This window comes from Synechocystis sp. PCC 7509 (assembly GCF_000332075.2).
In the GTDB taxonomy this organism is placed as follows: domain Bacteria; phylum Cyanobacteriota; class Cyanobacteriia; order Cyanobacteriales; family Chroococcidiopsidaceae; genus Aliterella.
On the sequence record NZ_ALVU02000001.1, the window covers coordinates 3917881 to 3937420 of the forward strand.

16 protein-coding genes are annotated in these 19540 nt (G+C 39.7%); 7 read left to right on the forward strand and 9 right to left on the reverse strand.

The window, feature by feature from the left end:
- The first annotated feature begins 116 nt into the window (after positions 1 to 116).
- From SYN7509_RS0219585 to SYN7509_RS0219600, 4 genes are all read left to right on the forward strand, one after another.
- Positions 117 to 1247: a peptidylprolyl isomerase gene (locus SYN7509_RS0219585; protein WP_009632515.1), complete on the forward strand. Its 1131-nt coding sequence runs from the start codon at positions 117 to 119 to the stop codon at positions 1245 to 1247.
- A 128-nt stretch (positions 1248 to 1375) separates the two neighbouring features.
- The gene (locus SYN7509_RS0219590) at positions 1376 to 2260 is read left to right on the forward strand and encodes a class I SAM-dependent methyltransferase (protein WP_009632514.1); all 885 of its coding nucleotides are present in this window, start codon (positions 1376 to 1378) and stop codon (positions 2258 to 2260) included.
- A 60-nt stretch (positions 2261 to 2320) separates the two neighbouring features.
- On the forward strand, positions 2321 to 2836 hold the full coding sequence (gene scpB / locus SYN7509_RS0219595) for an SMC-Scp complex subunit ScpB (RefSeq protein WP_009632513.1): 516 nt from the start codon (positions 2321 to 2323) through the stop codon (positions 2834 to 2836).
- A 200-nt stretch (positions 2837 to 3036) separates the two neighbouring features.
- Positions 3037 to 3381 (forward strand): DUF760 domain-containing protein, encoded by a 345-nt coding sequence (locus SYN7509_RS0219600; RefSeq protein ID WP_009632512.1) that lies wholly within the window; start codon positions 3037 to 3039, stop codon positions 3379 to 3381.
- A 2-nt stretch (positions 3382 to 3383) separates the two neighbouring features.
- Here the strand turns inward: SYN7509_RS0219600 and SYN7509_RS0219605 are convergent, their stop codons facing one another.
- Together SYN7509_RS0219605 and dnaK are read right to left on the reverse strand one after the other, a co-directional pair.
- Complete coding sequence (locus tag SYN7509_RS0219605) at positions 3384 to 4874, reverse strand: SagB/ThcOx family dehydrogenase (protein ID WP_009632511.1); 1491 nt, start codon at positions 4872 to 4874, stop codon at positions 3384 to 3386.
- 114 nt (positions 4875 to 4988) lie between these two features.
- Positions 4989 to 6905, reverse strand: coding sequence for a molecular chaperone DnaK (dnaK, locus tag SYN7509_RS0219610; protein WP_009632510.1), 1917 nt, complete (start codon positions 6903 to 6905; stop codon positions 4989 to 4991).
- Between the two features lie 481 nt (positions 6906 to 7386).
- On the opposite strand from dnaK, the gene SYN7509_RS0219615 reads away from it, so the two are divergent.
- Entirely contained in the window at positions 7387 to 9357 is a 1971-nt protein-coding gene (locus SYN7509_RS0219615; protein WP_009632509.1) for a serine/threonine-protein kinase, read from the forward strand.
- Positions 9358 to 9473: 116 nt separating this feature from the next.
- The gene (locus tag SYN7509_RS0219620) at positions 9474 to 10211 is read left to right on the forward strand and encodes a Uma2 family endonuclease (RefSeq protein WP_009632508.1); all 738 of its coding nucleotides are present in this window, start codon (positions 9474 to 9476) and stop codon (positions 10209 to 10211) included.
- 52 nt (positions 10212 to 10263) lie between these two features.
- On the opposite strand, the gene SYN7509_RS0219625 is transcribed toward SYN7509_RS0219620, so the two are convergent.
- The 5 genes from SYN7509_RS0219625 to SYN7509_RS30505 all read right to left on the reverse strand — a co-directional run bounded on the left by SYN7509_RS0219625 (position 10264) and on the right by SYN7509_RS30505 (position 14618).
- Positions 10264 to 10599, reverse strand: coding sequence for a DUF5615 family PIN-like protein (locus SYN7509_RS0219625; RefSeq protein WP_009632507.1), 336 nt, complete (start codon positions 10597 to 10599; stop codon positions 10264 to 10266).
- Positions 10600 to 10601: 2 nt separating this feature from the next.
- On the reverse strand, positions 10602 to 10943 hold the full coding sequence (locus tag SYN7509_RS0219630) for a DUF433 domain-containing protein (protein ID WP_038021040.1): 342 nt from the start codon (positions 10941 to 10943) through the stop codon (positions 10602 to 10604).
- A 199-nt stretch (positions 10944 to 11142) separates the two neighbouring features.
- Complete coding sequence (locus SYN7509_RS0219635; RefSeq protein WP_009632505.1) at positions 11143 to 12873, reverse strand: DUF262 domain-containing protein; 1731 nt, start codon at positions 12871 to 12873, stop codon at positions 11143 to 11145.
- Positions 12874 to 13353: 480 nt separating this feature from the next.
- The gene (locus tag SYN7509_RS0219640; RefSeq protein ID WP_009632504.1) at positions 13354 to 14382 is read right to left on the reverse strand and encodes a zinc-dependent alcohol dehydrogenase; all 1029 of its coding nucleotides are present in this window, start codon (positions 14380 to 14382) and stop codon (positions 13354 to 13356) included.
- A 71-nt stretch (positions 14383 to 14453) separates the two neighbouring features.
- Entirely contained in the window at positions 14454 to 14618 is a 165-nt protein-coding gene (locus tag SYN7509_RS30505; protein ID WP_192819842.1) for a hypothetical protein, read from the reverse strand.
- Positions 14619 to 15005: 387 nt separating this feature from the next.
- Here SYN7509_RS30505 and SYN7509_RS0219645 point away from each other — a divergent pair, with 387 nt between their 5' ends.
- Positions 15006 to 16430 carry a slr1306 family protein gene (locus SYN7509_RS0219645; protein ID WP_009632503.1) on the forward strand — a complete coding sequence of 475 codons (1425 nt, stop codon included), beginning with the start codon at positions 15006 to 15008 and terminating at the stop codon, positions 16428 to 16430.
- An 18-nt stretch (positions 16431 to 16448) separates the two neighbouring features.
- On the opposite strand, the gene SYN7509_RS27795 is transcribed toward SYN7509_RS0219645, so the two are convergent.
- Both SYN7509_RS27795 and SYN7509_RS0219655 read right to left on the reverse strand, forming a co-directional pair.
- Positions 16449 to 18347: a diguanylate cyclase gene (locus SYN7509_RS27795; protein ID WP_009632502.1), complete on the reverse strand. Its 1899-nt coding sequence runs from the start codon at positions 18345 to 18347 to the stop codon at positions 16449 to 16451.
- 446 nt (positions 18348 to 18793) lie between these two features.
- Positions 18794 to 19507 carry a DUF4336 domain-containing protein gene (locus SYN7509_RS0219655; RefSeq protein ID WP_009632501.1) on the reverse strand — a complete coding sequence of 238 codons (714 nt, stop codon included), beginning with the start codon at positions 19505 to 19507 and terminating at the stop codon, positions 18794 to 18796.
- Between the last annotated feature and the right edge of the window lie 33 nt (positions 19508 to 19540).

Here is a 19540-nt window from a genome sequence, read left to right on the forward strand (position 1 = left end):
TAACTTGTGCTAAAAATTACTCTTTTTGCTTTCTTCGCCCAAACTTGGCTGCAAAAAAGTCAATAGTGCTAAGTATCTAAATTGAACTAAAGCCCAAAATCCACTAAGGTGAATTGATGGCGCATTCTTTAAGCTATCCCATGACAAAATTGTGGAAACGCTGGCTTAGAGCCAGCTTGATTGTAACTCTGCTCGTTGCCTTTGTTTTTGGAACACTGGTTTCTCCCAGCAACGCCGCTTTACCTGCGGGTAATGCAATTACTGATGGTAAAGCATTGTTACGCTACTCTTTACCCATTGACAACCCAACGGTACGAGAACTACAAACCTCTTTAGAAGATATTGCTGCTCAATTACGGGCAAATCGTCGCTGGGGTGCGATCGCAGCCGATCTAAAAAAAGCAACTAAAATTGTGAAAGAGCGATCTGCTAAGTTGTTAGCAACAGTTCCCGAAAATCGCCAGCCTCAAGCAAAGACTTTAATTGACCAAATCCAAGCGGGGATAGAAACACTCCAACCGGCGGTAGAAGCTAAAGAAAAAAACCAAATCTGGGAAGACCGAGCTAAATTATTAACTTTAGTCGGACAGTTAGAAGAATTAATGGCGGTAGGTTTTCCCTTTGAAGTACCTGCCGAGTACAGCAACTTACCTCAACTTAAAGGTCGCGCCACCGTAGAAATAGCTACAAATAAAGGCGACCTTACAGTAGTTTTGGATGGTTACAGCGCCCCAGTTACGGCAGGAAACTTTGTTGATTTGGTGCAAAGAGGTTTTTATAATGGGTTGGAGTTTACGCGCTCAGAAGACTCCTATGTACTGCAAATTGGCGATCCCCCAGGTAAAGAAGAAGGATTTATCGATCCTGATACTGGTAAATATCGCGCTGTGCCTTTAGAAGTGCTTGCCGAAAACGATAAAACTCCTACCTATGGCATTACTTTAGAAGATGCGGGACGTTACCGCGACGGGGTAGTATTGCCTTTTTCTGCTTACGGAACTCTAGCTATGGCTCGTCCTGAAAGCGAACCAAATGGCGCTTCTTCGCAATTTTTCTTTTTCCTATTTGAACCAGAACTTACTCCCGCCGGGAGAAATTTGTTAGATGGTCGCTACTCGGTGTTTGGCTATTTGACTGAAGGGAAGGAAGTTTTGGAACAACTCAAAGCGGGAGATGTTATTAAATCGGCTAAAGTTGTGGCGGGATTAGAAAACTTAGTCGAGCCAAAAGTTGCTTCTAGCAAATAATCAGGTCGAGTTTTAGAAATTACCCTCGCATCCTCTGCGGGGGATTTATGTAGGCTCAATCTAGTCGATACAATAATACCTAGGGAAAATTTCAGTCCGATAATTCGTCAGTTTGCTCAAGGTAAAAAATGGCAACAAATTCACAGCAGTTAGCTAAAACGCTTTCAAGCTCGGTGTTTTTAAGCAGAGGTCGTAGTCTTTGGGAATTAAACCAACAAAATTGGGAACTACCATTAACAAAGATAGAAAAGCTACTGGTGGGTATGTATGTGATTTTGGAGGATTACTCCCAGGGGAAGTTCCCACCCAGATTTGACGACCAAAAATTGGCTCACGATGCAGAAATTGCCTATCGTTTTTCATTGCCAGGATTAACGGAGTTTGATGTTGCTGATAGTGAGATTCGTAAGCCTTTTTGGTTTGGTTCTGCAACAGGAAAATATCTTACAGATTTTATCAACTTAGTTTTTGTTTTAGAAAAGCTGCAAATTTCTCCACCACAAAAATTACTCGAACTTGGCTGTGGAACTGGATGGATGTCAGAATTTTTGGCTTTGATGAAGTTTGAGGTAATGGCAACTTCTATCTCTCCTCACGATATTAGAGACGCTCAAACCAGAATTAAAAGCCTTGAGGCTAAAAATCTCAAGCCTAACTTGGAATTTATAGTTTCTTCGATGGAAACTGTAGCCGAGTCCGTTCAAAATCAAGGGTTGTTTGATACTGTGCTAGTTTTTGAAGCGTTGCACCATGCCTATGATTGGAGAAAAGCAATTAATTCTAGTTATAGCTGCTTAAAAAGTGGCGGGTGGCTCTTAGTGTGCAATGAACCTAATTTTTTTCATACGGCGGTTTCTTATCGGATAGCTAAATTGTCTAATACTCACGAGATTGGATTCAAACGCTCGGAACTGATACACCACCTAAAACAAACGGGTTTTCAAGATATTCAGATTATGAAAAACAAGATGGATTGGTTGGTTAAACCCCATTGGATAGCCGCTCAAAAATAAAATTAGCGATCGCCTATTAATAATTGACTAGATTAATTAAAAATTCTCTATTTTTATAAAATGCGCCTAGCTACCACAATCGAAGCTATCCTTTACTTGAAAGGTCAGCCGTTAACTATTACAGAAATTGCTGAATATGCAAAAGTCGATCGCTCTAGTGTTGAATATGCCTTAATTGAACTAATGGACGACTACGCCCACCGCGATAGCGCTCTAAATGTAGTAGAAACTGATTCTAGTTACAGCTTGCAATTGCGATCGCACTTTCAATCATTGGTACAGGTTTTGATTCCTTTAGAATTAGGAGTTGGGGCTTTGCGGACTTTAGCTGCGATCGCTCTTTATGCCCCCATTACTCAAACTCAATTAGTCGATTTGCGCGGCTCTGGCGCTTATCAGCACGTCCAAGAACTGGTAGAGCTAGGTTTTATCCAAAAACGCCGAAAAACTGATTCTCGCTCTCATTTGCTATCGCTAACGCCAAAATTTAATCAGTATTTTCAGATGGATAAATTACCCCAAGAATTTCTCCATGTTCAGCTAGAAATGGAACTTACCGCTACAAATCCGAACTAAAGAAAATTTGGGAATACCCCAGTAAAGCTAAAATTTATACATTACAGAATTCTGAGAGTTGATATAATATAAGCAGAAAAATAATATTTGTTGCTTGCTTGAGTTACAAGTAATTCTAAAATTAACATAACTTTCAAATAGCAGGTTGCTGTAAAGAGCGATCGCAAGTCACAGTAAAGATTGATTACATAAAATTACACATGGTTTTTAATTCTGACTTTCTCAACGACAACGCCCAAGAAGACCGAGTAAATCCCCTGTTGAAATATCTCCAAACTCAGTCTCCAGAAATTTTATCTCATGTGGCTAAGTCTGCCAGCCCAGAAATCAAACAAATAATTTCTCACAATGTTCAAGGGTTAGTCGGAATGATGCCTTCGGAACATTTTAATGTCAAAATTACCACCGACAAAGACAATCTAGCCGGGTTACTAGCTTCAGCAATGATGACTGGCTACTTTTTGCGCCAGATGGAGCAAAGAATGCACTTAGAAGATTTAGCTGACTCCGTAGCGTCGCCGCACGATCCTACAAGCAAAGATTAGTTCTAGCGCGGACGACCTAAAGTAGTAATGTAAATTGCCGCTTCATCAACGGGAATGCCCAAAACTTCATTAACGCGATCGTCAAAAAAGCCCCCAATTCCGCTTACGCCCAAGCCCAGACGGATAGCAGCTAAGTTAAGGCGTTGTCCCAAATGACCCGCATCCATGTGCAGATAACGGTAAACGCGATCGCCATACTGAGCTATAGCAGCTTTTAAGTCGGCGGTATGAAATACAACGGCTGCCGCATCTCGTCCCAAATCTTGCCCCAAACATAGAAAATGCAACTCTCGGCGGAAGTTTTTGAACCGAATTTGCCGCAACTCTTGACTTTTGGGCGCGTAGTAATAACAACCAGATTCTAAGCCTTCTACCCCAGAGACAGCAATAAATGTTTCAATTAGCTGCAACGCAAAATAATCCGGCGCTCCATCCAATTCTTGATCGATATAATTTTGGGGTTGGTAGGTAAAATCGAGTAACGCTTTGAGTTCGTCTAAGGTCAAATTTTCGCCATTGTAAGCACGAGTAGAGCGACGTTGAAAAATAGTCTGTTTTAGTTTCTCTAATTTGCCTTCCCAATCAATCGGCGCGGAAATAGTGGGAACTTTTAGGCAAAATGGGAAGTTATATTTATCTTCAACAGCACTTGAAAGCTCTAATTGTGGCGGATTTGAATCAATGGCTGTAGCTTTGTGGTAGTAAGGTAATAATTGACCATCGGGAATAGCTGGATAGTCGGTTTGGATCGCCGAAGCTAAAGCCGTTAAACCACAAGATAGGTTTTGTTGAACATCAAGCAAATCAGCTAATCCAATAATTGCAATTGCTCCTTCGTTATCAGTGTCTAAGTAAAGCAAGTTATTTACCGCTTCATCAATAAAACCGCCGATTAAATGAGGGCGAAAGTCATTGATAGCGCCTGCAAGTTCAAGATTTCCTAATAAATGCCCTGTATCTAAAAATATCCGCCGATAAGCTCTGTCTTGATAGCGCCAAGCCGAGCGATGAAATACTGCCGTAATGGCGATCGCTATTTGGGTATCTTGAAGGACAGGATGCCAGCAGCAAGCCGATTGTAAGCTTTGCCAAACTTCATCTTCCCAAAAATGTACTAACGAATGAGTCTGAGCTTGATAGTTGTATAGTCCGGGTGGAAGTAATGGAGTACCGCGAGAAACTAAATAAATTTCCGCCGGATATAAGCCTCCCGCCGACGGTGCAGCCCTTAAATATATCGGCGCTCCGATTGTATCGATCCTAGCCGTTAAGCCATAGCTGGATAGTAGTAGCCGCGACAATCGCTTCCACCATACCTCGGTAGTGTCTTCTTGGAGGTAGGATTTTAGATCGATAATTTTTCCTAGCTTATACTCTTTAAACGGTACTGGTTGTTTGCTCCAGTCTAAACCTTGACTTTTAGAGGCGATGGTTTCCTCGTCGTATTTAGTCCGTTCGTGGTAATGCTGAGTTATAGAAGGTTGTTGTGACATCGAAGTTTAAATAAGCTTTTATATAGTTAGATAGTGACATTTTTTTGAATTTCTCAAACAAAACAAAGGAGGAAATGCGATCGCACTTCCTCCTTTGCTAATTAACTAAATTTACTATTTAGATTCAGTAAAATCAGCATCAATTACATCATCGCCACCACTAGGGGGATTAGCACCACCATCATTATCGCCAGGAGTGCCACCAGGAGCAGCACCCGCGTCACCACCACCTTGCTGATACAAATTAGCGCCGATAGTGTAGAGTGTTTGCTGTAGTTCGGGCATCAGAACTTTGATTTGCTCGTCATTTTCTGAAGCAACGGCATCTCTGAGGTTTTTGATCATTCCCTCAATTTTGGTTTTATCATCAGCAGGGACCTTATCGCCCAAGTCAGCAATCTGCTTTTCGGCTTGGTAAGCTAAAGAATCTGCCTGATTTTTGCGTTCGATTTTCTCACGCCGCTCTTTATCGGTAGAAGCATTTTGTTCTGCTTGCTGTACCATCCGCTCAACTTCCGACTTATCGAGGGTAGAAGCGCCGGTAATGCTGATAGATTGCTCTTTACCACTACCTTTGTCTTTAGCGGTGACATTGAGAATACCGTTAGCATCGATGTCAAAGATCACCTCAATTTGGGGTACACCGCGAGGTGCGGGGGGAATCCCATCTAAACGGAATGTTCCCAAACTCTTGTTATCGGTAGACATTTCTCGCTCCCCTTGAAGAACGTGAATTTCTACATTGCTTTGACCATCTACCGCCGTTGAGAATACTTCAGATTTTTTGGTAGGAATGGTTGTGTTGCGAGGAATAATTTTAGTCATTACGCCGCCGAGAGTTTCTACACCCAAGGATAGCGGACTAACATCGAGTAACAAGATCCCTGTAACATCCCCAGATAATACCCCAGCTTGAATTGCTGCACCTACGGCGACTACTTCGTCAGGGTTTACAGTTTGGTTAGGATCTTTGCCGAGTATTCGTTTTACCAAATCTTGAACGGCGGGAATCCGGGTAGAACCACCTACTAACACGATTTCGTTGATGGCACTTTTGTCTAACTTAGCATCGCGCATCGCGTTTTCTACGGGAATGCGAGAGCGATCAATTAAGTCAGAACAAAGTTCTTCAAATTTGGCGCGGGTTAGAGTTGTATCTAAGTGCTTGGGCCCGTCTTGAGTAGCGGTAATAAAGGGTAGGTTGATCTCGGCTTGAGTAACACTCGATAGCTCGATTTTTGCCTTTTCTGCCGCTTCAGTTAAACGCTGTAAAGCTTGCTTGTCTTTGCGCAAGTCGATACCTTCAGAGCGTCTAAATTCGTCTGCTAAGTAGTCAACAATCTTTTTATCGAAGTCGTCACCACCTAAGTGAGTGTCGCCGGAAGTAGCCAATACTTCAAATACACCGTCGCCAACTTCTAGCACTGATACGTCAAAAGTACCGCCACCAAGGTCAAATACTAAGATTGTTTCGTTGCTCTTTTTGTCGAAACCGTAAGCCAAAGATGCGGCGGTAGGTTCGTTAATGATCCGCAGTACGTCAATTCCAGCAATTTTCCCTGCATCTTTAGTTGCTTGACGCTGGGAGTCATTGAAATACGCAGGAACGGTAATTACTGCTTGGGTAACAGTTTCGCCTAAGTATTTACTGGCATCTTCCACCAATTTTCGCAAAACTTGAGCAGAGATTTCTTCGGGGGCAAATTGCTTACCAGCGCCGGGACAGTCTAACTTAACATTGCCACTACCATCGCGGATTACTTTGTAGGAAACTTCCGTTGCTTCGTGGGTTATTTCCTCAAATCTACGTCCGATAAACCGCTTGACTGAATAAAAGGTATTTTCAGGGTTCATTACCGCTTGACGTTTAGCGATTTGACCTACTAAGCGATCGCCATTTTTAGCAAAGGCAACCACCGATGGTGTTGTCCGAAAACCTTCAGCGTTAGCAATTACAGTGGGTTTGCCACCTTCCATTACTGCTACGCAAGAATTTGTTGTACCTAAGTCAATTCCAACTACTTTTGCCATTGGAGATATTTGGCTCCCTATAACTACTTAAACTTTATGGACAATACAAAACTATTAATTGCACTCAGTACGCTGATTTTTGTACTAATTTATATACTGAGCTTGACTAGCCAAGGCTTCCTAGGGGGGTTTTCCGAACCTGTAATAGGGCGGTCAACTTTCTAGGAATATGGGCTAACAAAATCATCGTCACTTGCCGTTAATTACTTTCACTATTGTTAATGTAAATAAGTTTGGGGTGTAAGTAATTAGTGCGAACCGTAATTTAATAGTTGTGTTTGCCGTCCGTAGGCTTGTTTTTGTCTATATAGCTGGGCAATCAATCAAATTTTTACAATAAAAACTACTGCGATCGCCTAAATATATGTCAATTACTGCCCTGATTAGTTTGATAGTGTATAAGGCAAGTATTCTATATCAAAATATTTTAAAATTTCGTTTTACTGGCGGTAGGGTAAAACGCAGTTAGGGTTTGCGTTTTATGATGTCAGGCAAGTTATTAAAGCAGCGTTACCAAATAGTTGAAATTTTGAAGACTGGGGGATTTTGTCAAACCTACTTAGCTAAAGATATTGCCCAGCCAAATTTGCCCAAATGTATTATTAAGCAACTATCACTACCAAAGAGCGATCGCCCTAATTACTTCCAAAAGAATGTCTATCAGTCCTTAAAAAGAGAAGTAAAAGCCCTAAAGACTCTCAACACTTGCGATCGCGTCCCTCAACTTTTGGCTTACTTTGAAGAAGATCGACAGCTTTATTTAGTCCAAAAGTTTATTGACGGATATTCTCTAGCTATAGAAATCTATCCGGGTTGCTGTTGGAGCGAAAGTCGAGTTATTGAACTTCTTTGCGAAGTATTAGAAATTTTAGCTGTAGTGCATAGTTACGGGTTCATCCATCGCAACATTAAACCCAGTAATTTGATTAGGCAAAATAATACGCATCGATTAGTTTTGATTGATTTTGGCGCGGCTAAACAAACTTGGCAGCAAATGGCTACAGAGTCAGAAAAAAATTATCCTACTTTCGTTGCTAAAGAGGCTACAGTTGCTATGGGTACGCCGGGATATATGCCCGCCGAGCAAGAACGAGGTACACCCCGCCCTAGTAGCGATATTTATGCTTTAGGGATAATGGCTATTCAGGCATTGACGGGTTTAAGTCCTACTCAATTGCTAATAGATTCGGAAACCGGAGAAATTTTGTGGCAGCAACACGCTAAAGTTAGTCGAGAATTTGCTGATATTTTAAGCTCAATGGTGTCTTATCACTTTAAAGATCGCTATCAATCGGCAGCAGAAGCTTTAAACGCACTCCAAAAAACTTTAGTTAATCTACCTATTTCCTCCACACGGCAAGAAATGCCAGCGCCTGTAATTGCAAATGCTCCCCTTCAAAAAATTGCGACTAATCCCAATGTTTTGAAATTCAAACCAAGTTTATCTATTATATTTAGCGCGATCGCCTTTGTCTTAACTTTGCTAGGAGGCAGCTACTATTTGCTGCAATCGCCTTCCTCTACGTTGAAAGCGGAAAAGTCTTTAGTTACTGCTGCTCCAAAGGTAACTTTAGTTCATACCTTAGAAAGCCATACAAATGTTGTTTGGTGCGCTGTTTCGAGCTTTGACGGTCAAACTCTAATTAGTAGTAGTGGAGATAAAACTATTAAAGTATGGAACTTGCTTACAGGAAAATTGCTACGGACTTTGAAAAGCAATTCCCAACCAGTTTTGTCAGTGGCGATTAGTCAAAGCGATCGCACTATTGCTAGTGGTAGCTACAGTAATAATCAAGCAGTTAATCTTTGGGATTTTCCTACAGGTACACGTCATAATCTGAAGGGCGATAGCAACGGTGTATGGTCTGTAGCTATTAGTCCGAACGAGCGATTGCTTGCCAGTTCTAATCAGGATGGTTCTATAGAGGTCTGGAATCTTCGCGATCGCAAATTACGTTATCGCCTGTTGGGACATTTAAACGCTGTTTGGTCTGTAGCTATTAGTTCTGACAATCAACTGCTTGCTAGTGCAAGTTCTGACAAAACAATTAATCTTTGGGATTTACGAAGTAGAGAGTTATTGCATACTTTTAGTGGACATTCTGACCGAGTTAGAACTGTTGCTTTTAGTCCTAATGGGCAAATTATCGCTTCTGGTAGTTGGGATAAATCGATAAAAATTTGGAATGTGAAAACTAAAGCTTTACTAAGTAACCTTTCTGGGCATTCAGATCGTGTCAATTCTGTAGCTATTAGTCCTAACGGTCAACTTCTTGCAAGTGGCAGCGATGACGGTACGATCAAACTTTGGGATTTACCTACAGGGAAATTGCTACAAACTCTAAAACAGCATTTTGGCAATGTTAATTCTGTCAGCTTTAACCCTGATGGCAATATTTTAATTAGTGGTAGTGGCGATCAAACGATCAAAATTTGGTCGCTCAAGCCTTAAGCTTCAATCCAAAATATTGCGCTCTGGAGGGGAGTTTAGCAAGAGCGATCGCATTATTACCAAGCAGCAGGCGATAAAATAAATTAACCAACTTTTCACCTTCCGCAGAGGTTGCCGTGTCTGTGATTACTCAAACCCCTGTCTCAAAACTAACCATTTCCTATCCTCCCTTGCCGGAAGATTTTATTCTTCCAGATGACCCAGTGGAAAATACAGACCAGCCTCTATTAGCGGCGGCTTTACGCCAACCTTTGACAGCGTTTCCCGATCTAATGCAGGATGCTCTAGTAGTTTCTAACTTTGCTTTGTGTGCCGCAATTGAGGGGCGAATTATCTGCAAAGCACCAGACTTTCTGTATGTGCGCCCAGTACAGCCATTAACTTCGTCTCAAATCCGGCGCAGCTACACTCCCCACACTGAAGGGGTAATTCCTCAAATAGTGATGGAGTTTCTTTCAGCTACCTATGGCGAAGAATACTCCGTTGAGTTTACAGCAGGTGTAGGTAAGTGGTTTTTTTACGAGCAAGTCATTCAAGTACCGCGCTACATAATTTTTCGACCGGATACCGGGCGACTTGAAGTTTATGCAATAGAATCTGGACGCTATCAAGTTCAAACAGAAGAATCAGGGCGTTACTGGATACCTGGATTAGAGCTATTTTTGGGAGTCTGGGAAGGAAGCCACGAAAGCAGAACGGGCTATTGGCTGCGATGGTGGAATGCTCAAGGGGAGCTACTATTGTGGTCGGAAGAACGGGCAGAACAAGAGCGCCAACGGGCAGAACAAGAGCGCCAACGGGCAGAAAGATTAGTAGAACAGTTACGTCAGTTGGGAGTAGCTCCAGAGGATTGAAGTGTTGCAACCGAAAGTGCGATCGCACTTTTTTGCTATGGCGCGATCGCATTTATTTTAGCGGTCGGTTAACTCTAATTAATTTGCCTCTCAATATTTCAATAGTAGAAATAGCCTCATGAATGCGTTTCGCCAATCCATCTAAATTCCGGTCATCTGTGCAAACTATTATGCCAGCATGGTCTGGTTGTTGAATGTGTAATCTGATGAAATCACGGCGATTTTGGGTCAGAACTGCTCGTTCTGTGCTTATAGCAAAGGCTAAGACTTCTGGATCGGAAAATCCAGCATTTCCTGCTTCTTGAACAGTCAGAAGATCGTGACCTAAAGTGCGTAGTAATTCTACTGCTGGTAGGGGAAATTGTTCGTCGGCGTAGAGCCTTGCCATAATTATGCTTGATATTCCATTGCTCGATCTTGCTGTTGGAGTGCTATTTCAATTTCCTCTAAGTGTGCATCGGCATAAGCCCAAACATTCACTAAGTCTGCGGCACTAAGATGAGGATAAAATTTGAGAATTTCAGCATCATTTGCACCTTGACGACGCAAACTAACAAACAGCCACACTGGAAGGCGAGTATTAACAATACAGGCATCACCACCACACACTTCGGGAGTTTTTGTAATCCCTAATAATTTGTTGCTTAAAGTTTGAGTAAGTATTTGTATAGCTTCAGCTTTCTGAATTAGGTTCAATGAAAGCAGTTGCGCCTCTAATTCTTTCAGTGTCATAGTCATTTTTATAGTAAATATTCTTTTGTTATAAAGGGTTTAACTAAAAAGGAGCGATCGCTTTTCTCTATTGTTAGTTCTTAGTTGTGCTGGCGATCGCTTTTCTCTGTTGTTAGCTGTACAGGCGATCTCATTTATTTTGACTTTGTTTGCAGGTAGCTACCACTACAAGTAGAGAGTTACTACATACTTTTAATGTTTAATCACTAATTTTGAAATCGCTCATACAAGTAAAAAGTGAAGCAATTTCTATTACATTCTGTATATTTACTTTTCTATTGCCAGTTAAGTCTATACGAATTTCGCCATACTTATCATGTGCAAGGAGGCGCTTAAAGGTTCTCGGCGTTTCAGGCGGGAAGCGTCTACTTTTTAGAGTGTCATACGTGCCAATAAAATCGAGAGTCATCAATCGTTCAATATCATACTCACTGTCCTTAATCTTTGGCACTAAAAAACTAATAATTTCATCACAAAATTCTGAGGTGTTATCAACCTTCCAACTTTCTCCATCTAAATAGTAGTTAACAGGTTTATGTTTTTCTGATCTTATTTCATTTGAAGCAATTTCAGCTTTTGGAAAGAAATATCTGTGGTACAATTCTCCATCAAAAACATCAGCTTCATCCATATTATCAATTTGTTGCCCAGAACGAGTACAAGTGGGATTCTGGTCAAATAGTCTTTTTTTCATTTCCAACTTATCTTTAAGCGGTTTAGGATCATCGTGAATTTGTCTTAATCTGTTTTTCCAAATCACGACTCGCTCATTTAGCTTTTGTCCACCATGTTTAACTGCATCTATGAAATGATTGTCATAGGACGATAGATCGAGAAAAGCTTCGTAGATAATATCCGCATTTTCAGATATATCTTCCATCTCGCGCTCGGCAAACCCAAGCATTTGAATATCAAAGACAGCTTGATTAAGAGTTGAGGCAAATTGAGCTTTATACTGCTCTCTTTCTCTTTTTACAGCGAAGACCTTAAAATGATTTTCTTTAAAAACTAACTCAATCATATCGAAGACTTTTTTGAGTAATGATTCAAGAGTTACTAGGTCTTTTAGTATAATATTTGTATCTGTGCAAGTTGTTCCACCGTCATGCTTCATTCTCTCTCTCATGTAACTATTGAGAGTTTCTCCTTTGGCTTCCAGAGATTGATTTACATCTAGTTTATATAGCTCGTAAAAAGACAAAAACCTAAGTATAAGCTCAACATCAAGCATTCTACTTTTATCTTGCTCGCTACTTCCTTTCTGCTTGAAAGCTGGAAATGGATCGAGTAACCTTCTATAAACGCTGCTAGTGCTTCGATAAAGTAATTGCTTAGTAGTGTCCTTACTTCTTTCTATCAAAAATTTATTACCACTGCATTCAATCAAAAAGTCATTGAATACACCATGGAACATACAGTTTCGTAATTCCTGAGCATTAAGAGATACTGCACCTCGATTGAGCCTACCAAATACCTCGAACTGAATTTCTGGTTGTGTTTGACTCTCAATGACAATTGTAGAAATTTCTCTTTGCTTAAAAAATTTACTAACATTATCTGGTAGTAGCTCAAAAGTAACTCGATTAAGCTGAGGTAAAGTTGATAAGTTTTTGAGGACTAATTTCTGACTACAAAATCTAACAATAGTAGTTAGCCTCTGAACACCATCTATTACCTCAAAAACAGTGTTTCCTGTATCTTCATCAAGTTTTTCAAGAAAGAACATTGCCGGAATTGGAATATCCATAAAAATAGACTCAATAAAGCAACATTGTTTCTCGTCATCCCATACGAAAGTGCGTTGATATTCTGGAATAACAATTTCTTTTCGGTTATAGGAATCTACGAGCCATTCAACGGAGCGAATTACTGCTCTTTTAGATACTTTTACTGCTTGAAGCTGTGATAGAAAATCAGGTTTAATTTCCATATTAATATTTTTTAAATTTGGTTACTATAAGCTTGTAAATTTGTTTAGCAATCTTTATTCTTGAAAGCAATTTTCAAAGTAGCAAGCTTCTGTTAAGCTGTTGTGCATTTAAACCGCGTATTTAGGAGGCTAAAACCCAGTACTGGCTTAGATTAGCTAAAAAATCTAAATGACTAACAGCTTGTTTCAACCAAGTTCTCAACCTAAGCTTGCGATAAACTCAACAATCTTTAGTTAGCTGATTACTAAAAGTTTTTAATAAACACACAACTTCGCAATCAAAAATACTGCAATATATGCACTAGCAGGTGACATATCACGTCATGTACTTAAAGTATAGTTACCCTTTTTTTATTTTGTTGTAATTCGAGGAAACACTTAACACAAAAAGGCTAATACCTTATAGCTGCGGAGTCTATTTAGGTAGATATATTGCTAAAGGGCGAAAGTAAGCTTATAAATTTTTTGATATTTTTTTAGCTAAGGCGCGATCGCAACTTTAATTACTTTGCGCTCTTTCATATCCTGAAACACCTGCTCTAATTCTTGCAACGGGCGTTTTTCACTAATTAATAATTCAAAAGGTATACTTCGACTAGCTAAAAGTGCTAAGGCTGCTCTTACATAATTTGGTGTGTTGTGAAATACGCCTTTAAGTGTTAGTTCGCTGTAGTGTAATTGTTCGGTGTTTACAGTGATTGTGGTATCTCGCGGACAACCGCCAAATAGATTAACGGTTGCTCCTGGACGCGCTAAAGCGATCGCATTTTCCCATACGCTCGGTACGCCTGTCGCCTCAATTACTACATCTGCGCCCCTTCCATCGGTTAAATCTTTTACTACTTGGGTAGTGTCTGTTATTTGCTTATAGTTAAAGGTTTTAGATGCACCTAGTTTTTCTCCAATTTGCAGCCGCGTTTCGTTTCCACCAAATAGTAATACTTCTGCGCCTATTTGATTTGCTAATACTGCCACAAACATGAGTCCAATTGCCCCATCTCCCAACACTACAACGCGCTTACCGGGCAAAACGTTCGATCTTGCGACTCCATGCAATACGCAAGCCAAAGGCTCGGTGATTGAGGCTAATTCATCGGGTAATTCGTCGGGAATCGATAATAGGTTTTGCTGGACAATTGGGGCGGGAATTTTTAGATACTGAGCAAACGTGCCATTATTCCAAGTAATATTTGGACAAAGAGAGTATTCTTTTTGTTGACAATAAAAGCATTTTGTGCATGGGGCGGAATTATTAGCAACAACGCGATCGCCTATTTTCCAGGTTTTGACATTTTTTCCTACGGCGACAATAGTTCCCGCCGCTTCATGTCCAAATAAAGTAGGAAGTTGTAGCATTTTGGCATGACCGCCACGCCGCCATACTTTCAAATCAGTACCGCAAGTTGTGGCGGTGGAAACTTTAATTACGACTTCTCCATCGGCAATGATAGGATCGGCAACTTGTTCTAAGCGTAAATCTTCCTTGCCGTAGAGTAAGGCAGCCAGCATAGGTTTATTGTCTGTAAGTCGGGTTTCACGATTTTATCAGGGTTAAGACAATTTTTGGCTGGCATTATCTACTAACGTTTGCCTATAAGGTTTGGTTCTTTGGGTGGTATTTTGCTCACAGCTAAAATTGGCACTTCTTGCCAACAAGATGTACAAAACCAATATATTCCTCGGTGTCGAACGTGCCGTAATAGCGGGTTACCGCAACAAGGACAATTACTGTAATGGTCTGGCATAGTTTTATCTCCGTATTTAAGAGAATTGAAAGGTTAATTTTTAAAGCAAACCTACAGATTGAAGCAATTGTTAAATTAAACTTAATAAAGTGAGTTAATGGTTTTGAGTGTGTTAATGCTTACCAGGTTTTTTTTAGAATTAAGCTTTTGTATAAGCAATTGGCGCATATACTAAACAAGATAAACCTTAGTTCTTAAATACTTCTCTATCTTGGGGATCATTAAATTGCCAACATTTTTTTAGCGATCCCCAAAGCAAAGAAGATAAATTTTTAACTTAAAGATAATGGCTGGGCCTGGGCAGTCAGTAACCCTCTCAAGTAGCATAATGAAAAAAGGTAAAGTCAAAAAAGTTTAACTTGGTGTAGCTATTAGAGGAGATATTTAATGGTGGGATGGCGGCGACCGATTTTAGTAGGTGGAGTGGGTTTATCTTTGCTACTGTGGCTGTGGCAAAGCTTTGATAGCTCTGTAGGACAATTGAGTGAATGGGGAATGTTAAGTACGATCGCCCTAGGTACTTGTTTGTGGTTATGGCAACAAAATAAACTTAAAAAAGCCACCGTAGTTGATAACTCCCCCCCAAATCGAGAGAAAGTAGAAAAAGCACTTGCTCTTGCTAACAATGTAATTAACCAATTGCAAGCCGAAGCTGTAAACCACGCCGCGTTATCTTTACTACAAGAGCAATTTACAAAACTAAATGACGATTTAGAAAGGCAGGAGCTAAATATAGCGATTATAGGCGGTAAAGCCGTAGGTAAAACATCACTACTACAAGCATTATCTACCTGGGAAAATACTAGCAATAGACCTGTAACTTTCCAAGAAACGAAGCCTTTATTTACGCCAGAAAAAAACACTGTAATAGAAGCAAGTTATGCAGACTTAGTAATATTTGTTACCAGTGGAGACTTTACCGATTCCGAGTGGCAAGTATGGCAGCAAATGCGATCGCACAATCAACGCATAGTATTAGTTTTTAACAAGCAAGACCAGTATTTACCCGACGCAAGAGCAAATATATTATCTTCATTGCAGCAGAAAGTTATTGATGTTGTAGCGACTTCCTCAAATCCAAATCTTGTAAAAGTCCGTCAGCATCAAAGTGATGATTCGGTACGCGAATGGTTAGACAAACCCGCCGCCGATATTAGCGAACTAAGTAACTATTTGCAGCAAGTAGTAGTTAAAGAAGGACGAGAATTAATTTGGACGACAACGATTAGACAAGCAGTTAATTTACAGATAAAAGCAAAAACTGTTTTAAATCAAGTCAGACAGCAAAAAGCTATCCCAATTATCGAACAATACCAATGGATAGCCGCCGCCGCCGCCTTTGCAAACCCCGTACCCGCTTTAGATTTACTCGCTACTGCTGCAATTAACGCTCAGTTGGTAGTGGAATTAGGGAATATTTACCAGCAAAAGTTTTCCTTCCAGCAAGCCCAAACTGTAGCTGGAACAATGGGAAGCTTGATGTTGAAGTTGGGATTAGTAGAATTATCCACAAAAGCGATCGCAACTCTATTAAAAAGCAATGTAGTTACTTTTGTAGCAGGTGGTGCAATCCAAGGAGTTAGCGCCGCTTATCTGACTCGCGTTGCTGGGTTAAGCTTGATTGAATACTTCTCTAGTCAGGAAGTAGCTACAAGTTCGGAATCTGGCTTAAATCTAGATAAACTAGGTCAAACTTTACAAAAGGTATTTCAGCAAAATCAACAAGTTGCTTTATTGCAATCTTTTGTACAGCAAGGAATCAGCCGTTTATCGCCAGAATCTCAAGTTAAAGCTAAAAGCAGCGTATCTTAACTCAATTAGGTAGAAGGGCTAAATTGCGTCTAGTTGATAAATCTGTACGCGATCGCGCCCTTTATTTTTAGCTGCATAGCAAGCAATGTCCGCCTGTCTTAAAGTCTCAATCAGACTCGGACTATCGGGTGCGATCGCTACTATCCCAATGCTGACCCCAATTCTAAAAGTTTTGTCCTCCCACACAAATTGAAAGTTATGGACGCTTTCGCGCAGGGCATCAGCAACCCCCAAAGCTTTCTCTAAGGGGCATTCATTAAGCAATAAGCCAAACTCATCTCCACCTAAACGGGCTAAAACATCAACGGAGCGGACTTGACTAAGCAATAATGCTGTTACTTGGCGTAGTAGTTCGTCCCCAACTAAGTGACCGCAGGCATCATTAACAATTTTGAATCGATCCAAGTCTAAATAACATAGTGAATACTGAGAGTTATTAGCTTTGGCACTATTTAAAGCTTCAGCTAAGTGCTGTTCAAACTTTCTTCTATTTACTAATCCAGTTAAAGCATCGTGGTTGGCTTGCCAAGCTAAAAGTTGTTTGCTCTCTTGTAACGCTACCTCTGCTTGTTTGCGAGCGGTAATATCTCTGACTACATGACAAAAAACTTGTTTTCCAGCATAAGAAATTAAGTTAACATTTACCTCCACATCAATAAGATCGCCATTTCGGGAGGAATATTGCTTTTCGCCAGTAAAACTTTCTGCTTTGGTTGATAGGTACTGTAAATATTTATCGTCGTTAGAGCGATCGCTTGCAACTACATTATTAATAGTTAATTTAAGTATTTCTTCGCTACTATAACCAAGTAACTTTTCAAAAGCACCATTCACTTCTAAAAAAACTTTAGTTTCAGCATCTACCAAAAATATACTTTCCGTAGCTTGTCCTACAACAATTCGATAGCGGGCTTCGCTTTCTTGGCGATTTAGTTGAAAGGTAATTAATTTCTGTAAAAATATTTGAATGGCGATTCCAAATACGAGCCCCACAAATATTAATGACATAGTTAAGTAACGTAAATTACTTTTACCTTGTAGATAAATTTCTCGCTTTTTTTCGACACGCATTATTAAGGCTGGTTTGCCATAAATATCATTGAGATAAGTATAGCCAGCAATTTTTTGTTCATTCAAATTTCGTACTACAATTAAAGTATTTGCCGATAAAGCCAAACTTGCCTCTTTAAAGTCTTGGGGTATTTGCTGCTCGTTAATTGCATAGATGCTGATAGATATGCTTTCAGAATTACTGCCCGTTATCCGTTTAACAATTTCGGATTTTTCTACATAACTCCCAAATATAAGACCTCCACGACTGGGTTCTTTACCTACAGAGTCTAGAATTGGTAGCGCACTAATTAAGGTTATTCCTTCAGGCAAGAGCATAATTCCTGTTAAATCTTTGCCTGAACTTGGATACTGAACGAGAATATTTTTTGATTGAATTTGTTGTGCTAATAATGGTGGAATTGGAAGTATTTTTTGATATTTTTTATTCCATTGACTAGCCAGAATAGTTTTGCTGTTTCTGTTGAAAATTACTACTATATTAAGATTAGAACTAGAAAGTATTTCTAAACTAAAGTTTTCTTGAATGAAATTTGGTTGAGGATTTTGCACAAACTCATAGCTTTCATCCCACTTAGAAAAGGGAAGATTTGTGTAATAAAGATCCTCTGCAACTTTACTATGACCGTGCAAAACTTCATTAACGCTTTGACGAACATTTTTTTCTTCAGCAAGTTTAATATTGTTTAACATTAAAGATGAAGCAATTAAATATACGATGCTCAACAAGCTTGCCAAAGGTAAAACAATTAACAATAAGGTAGCTGTACGGGTTTTTCCCTCAAGAGCCTTATTATTTATGTTATTAAAAAACTTTAGCAATAATATGAGGTTTGTTAATGACATTTGTAAAATAAGCAATTTTAACAAGTAAGCAAAAGTTATTTTTGTAATTTTATAATATTTAAAAAAACAGTATAGTTTACTTTAAAAATATGAACTTAGTAAAAATATACAAACTTATAAATCTAGTATAATTTATATAATAAAGTATCCTAACTGTAGGAAATACTGAGATTTAATATAAAGTTATGAACAAAATAGGTAGAGCAAACTTTATCAAATGAATTAAATAGTTGCTCACATACAGCAATCGGCGCGTCAACCCTTTCCCTTGAGAATTTCACACCCTAACCTTCAAGGGAGAGGGAGACAAGACTCTTAGCCACCTCCAATTAGGGGTTGGGGGCTATGCATCTCTTATAACTCAAACAGGATGCTATAGCTACCCTGTCAAATTCATGAACATTACCAGTAGAGATAAAGGCATTAGGCCCTTGTAATATTTGCTGTTAATTTAAGATTTTATTTAAAAAGCTTTCATATCCTGCTTTAAACTTTTGCTTCCCTTGACTATTGATAATGCTACCGTGAGCCATAATCACGCGCTCAAAATCCCAATCGAGAATTTTTTGCACTGCTTGCTTTACTTTGGTTTTTTCTATAGTTGCAACTTTTTCTAACAGTGAAGGACTGAGACTGTTATATCCTCCCAGAAGTCTAGCGGCAAATTGGGTAATTAAGGGAAAGCTATTATCAAAGTGAAAGGCGATATCTGTAAGGATTAATGTTCGGCTTTTGGCGTGAAAGAAAACCCATTCATTGACTATATCCAAACCTTTCAAACCAAGGGTTTTAAATCCATCAAACAACACGCATTGAAGATCGCTAGGAAAACTCTCGGCATCATTACTAATTATGCGATCGATAGGAAGTTCTGGTTTTTTGACTTCCATGCCTGATGTAGCCCAAAATATTGCTTTTGGGTAAAGTGCTTTAAAATCTGCTGCAAATATATAGTGGTAAAGGTTTGGCGCAATAATATGGCTAACTGTGCCAAGTTTATTAAGTTGCTGGGAAGTTTCATTATCAACCGGAATTGGCGAAATAACAGCTAACTCCTGATTTGCCAGCCGAATAACCGTCATTCTTGTACCAACACTTAGTCCAAAATATTTGAATGGCGCATCGGCAACCCAAATATCTGTAGCAATTTCTTTGAGCATATTTGCTGAGATTCTAATTGTAGTTCTTGAAAG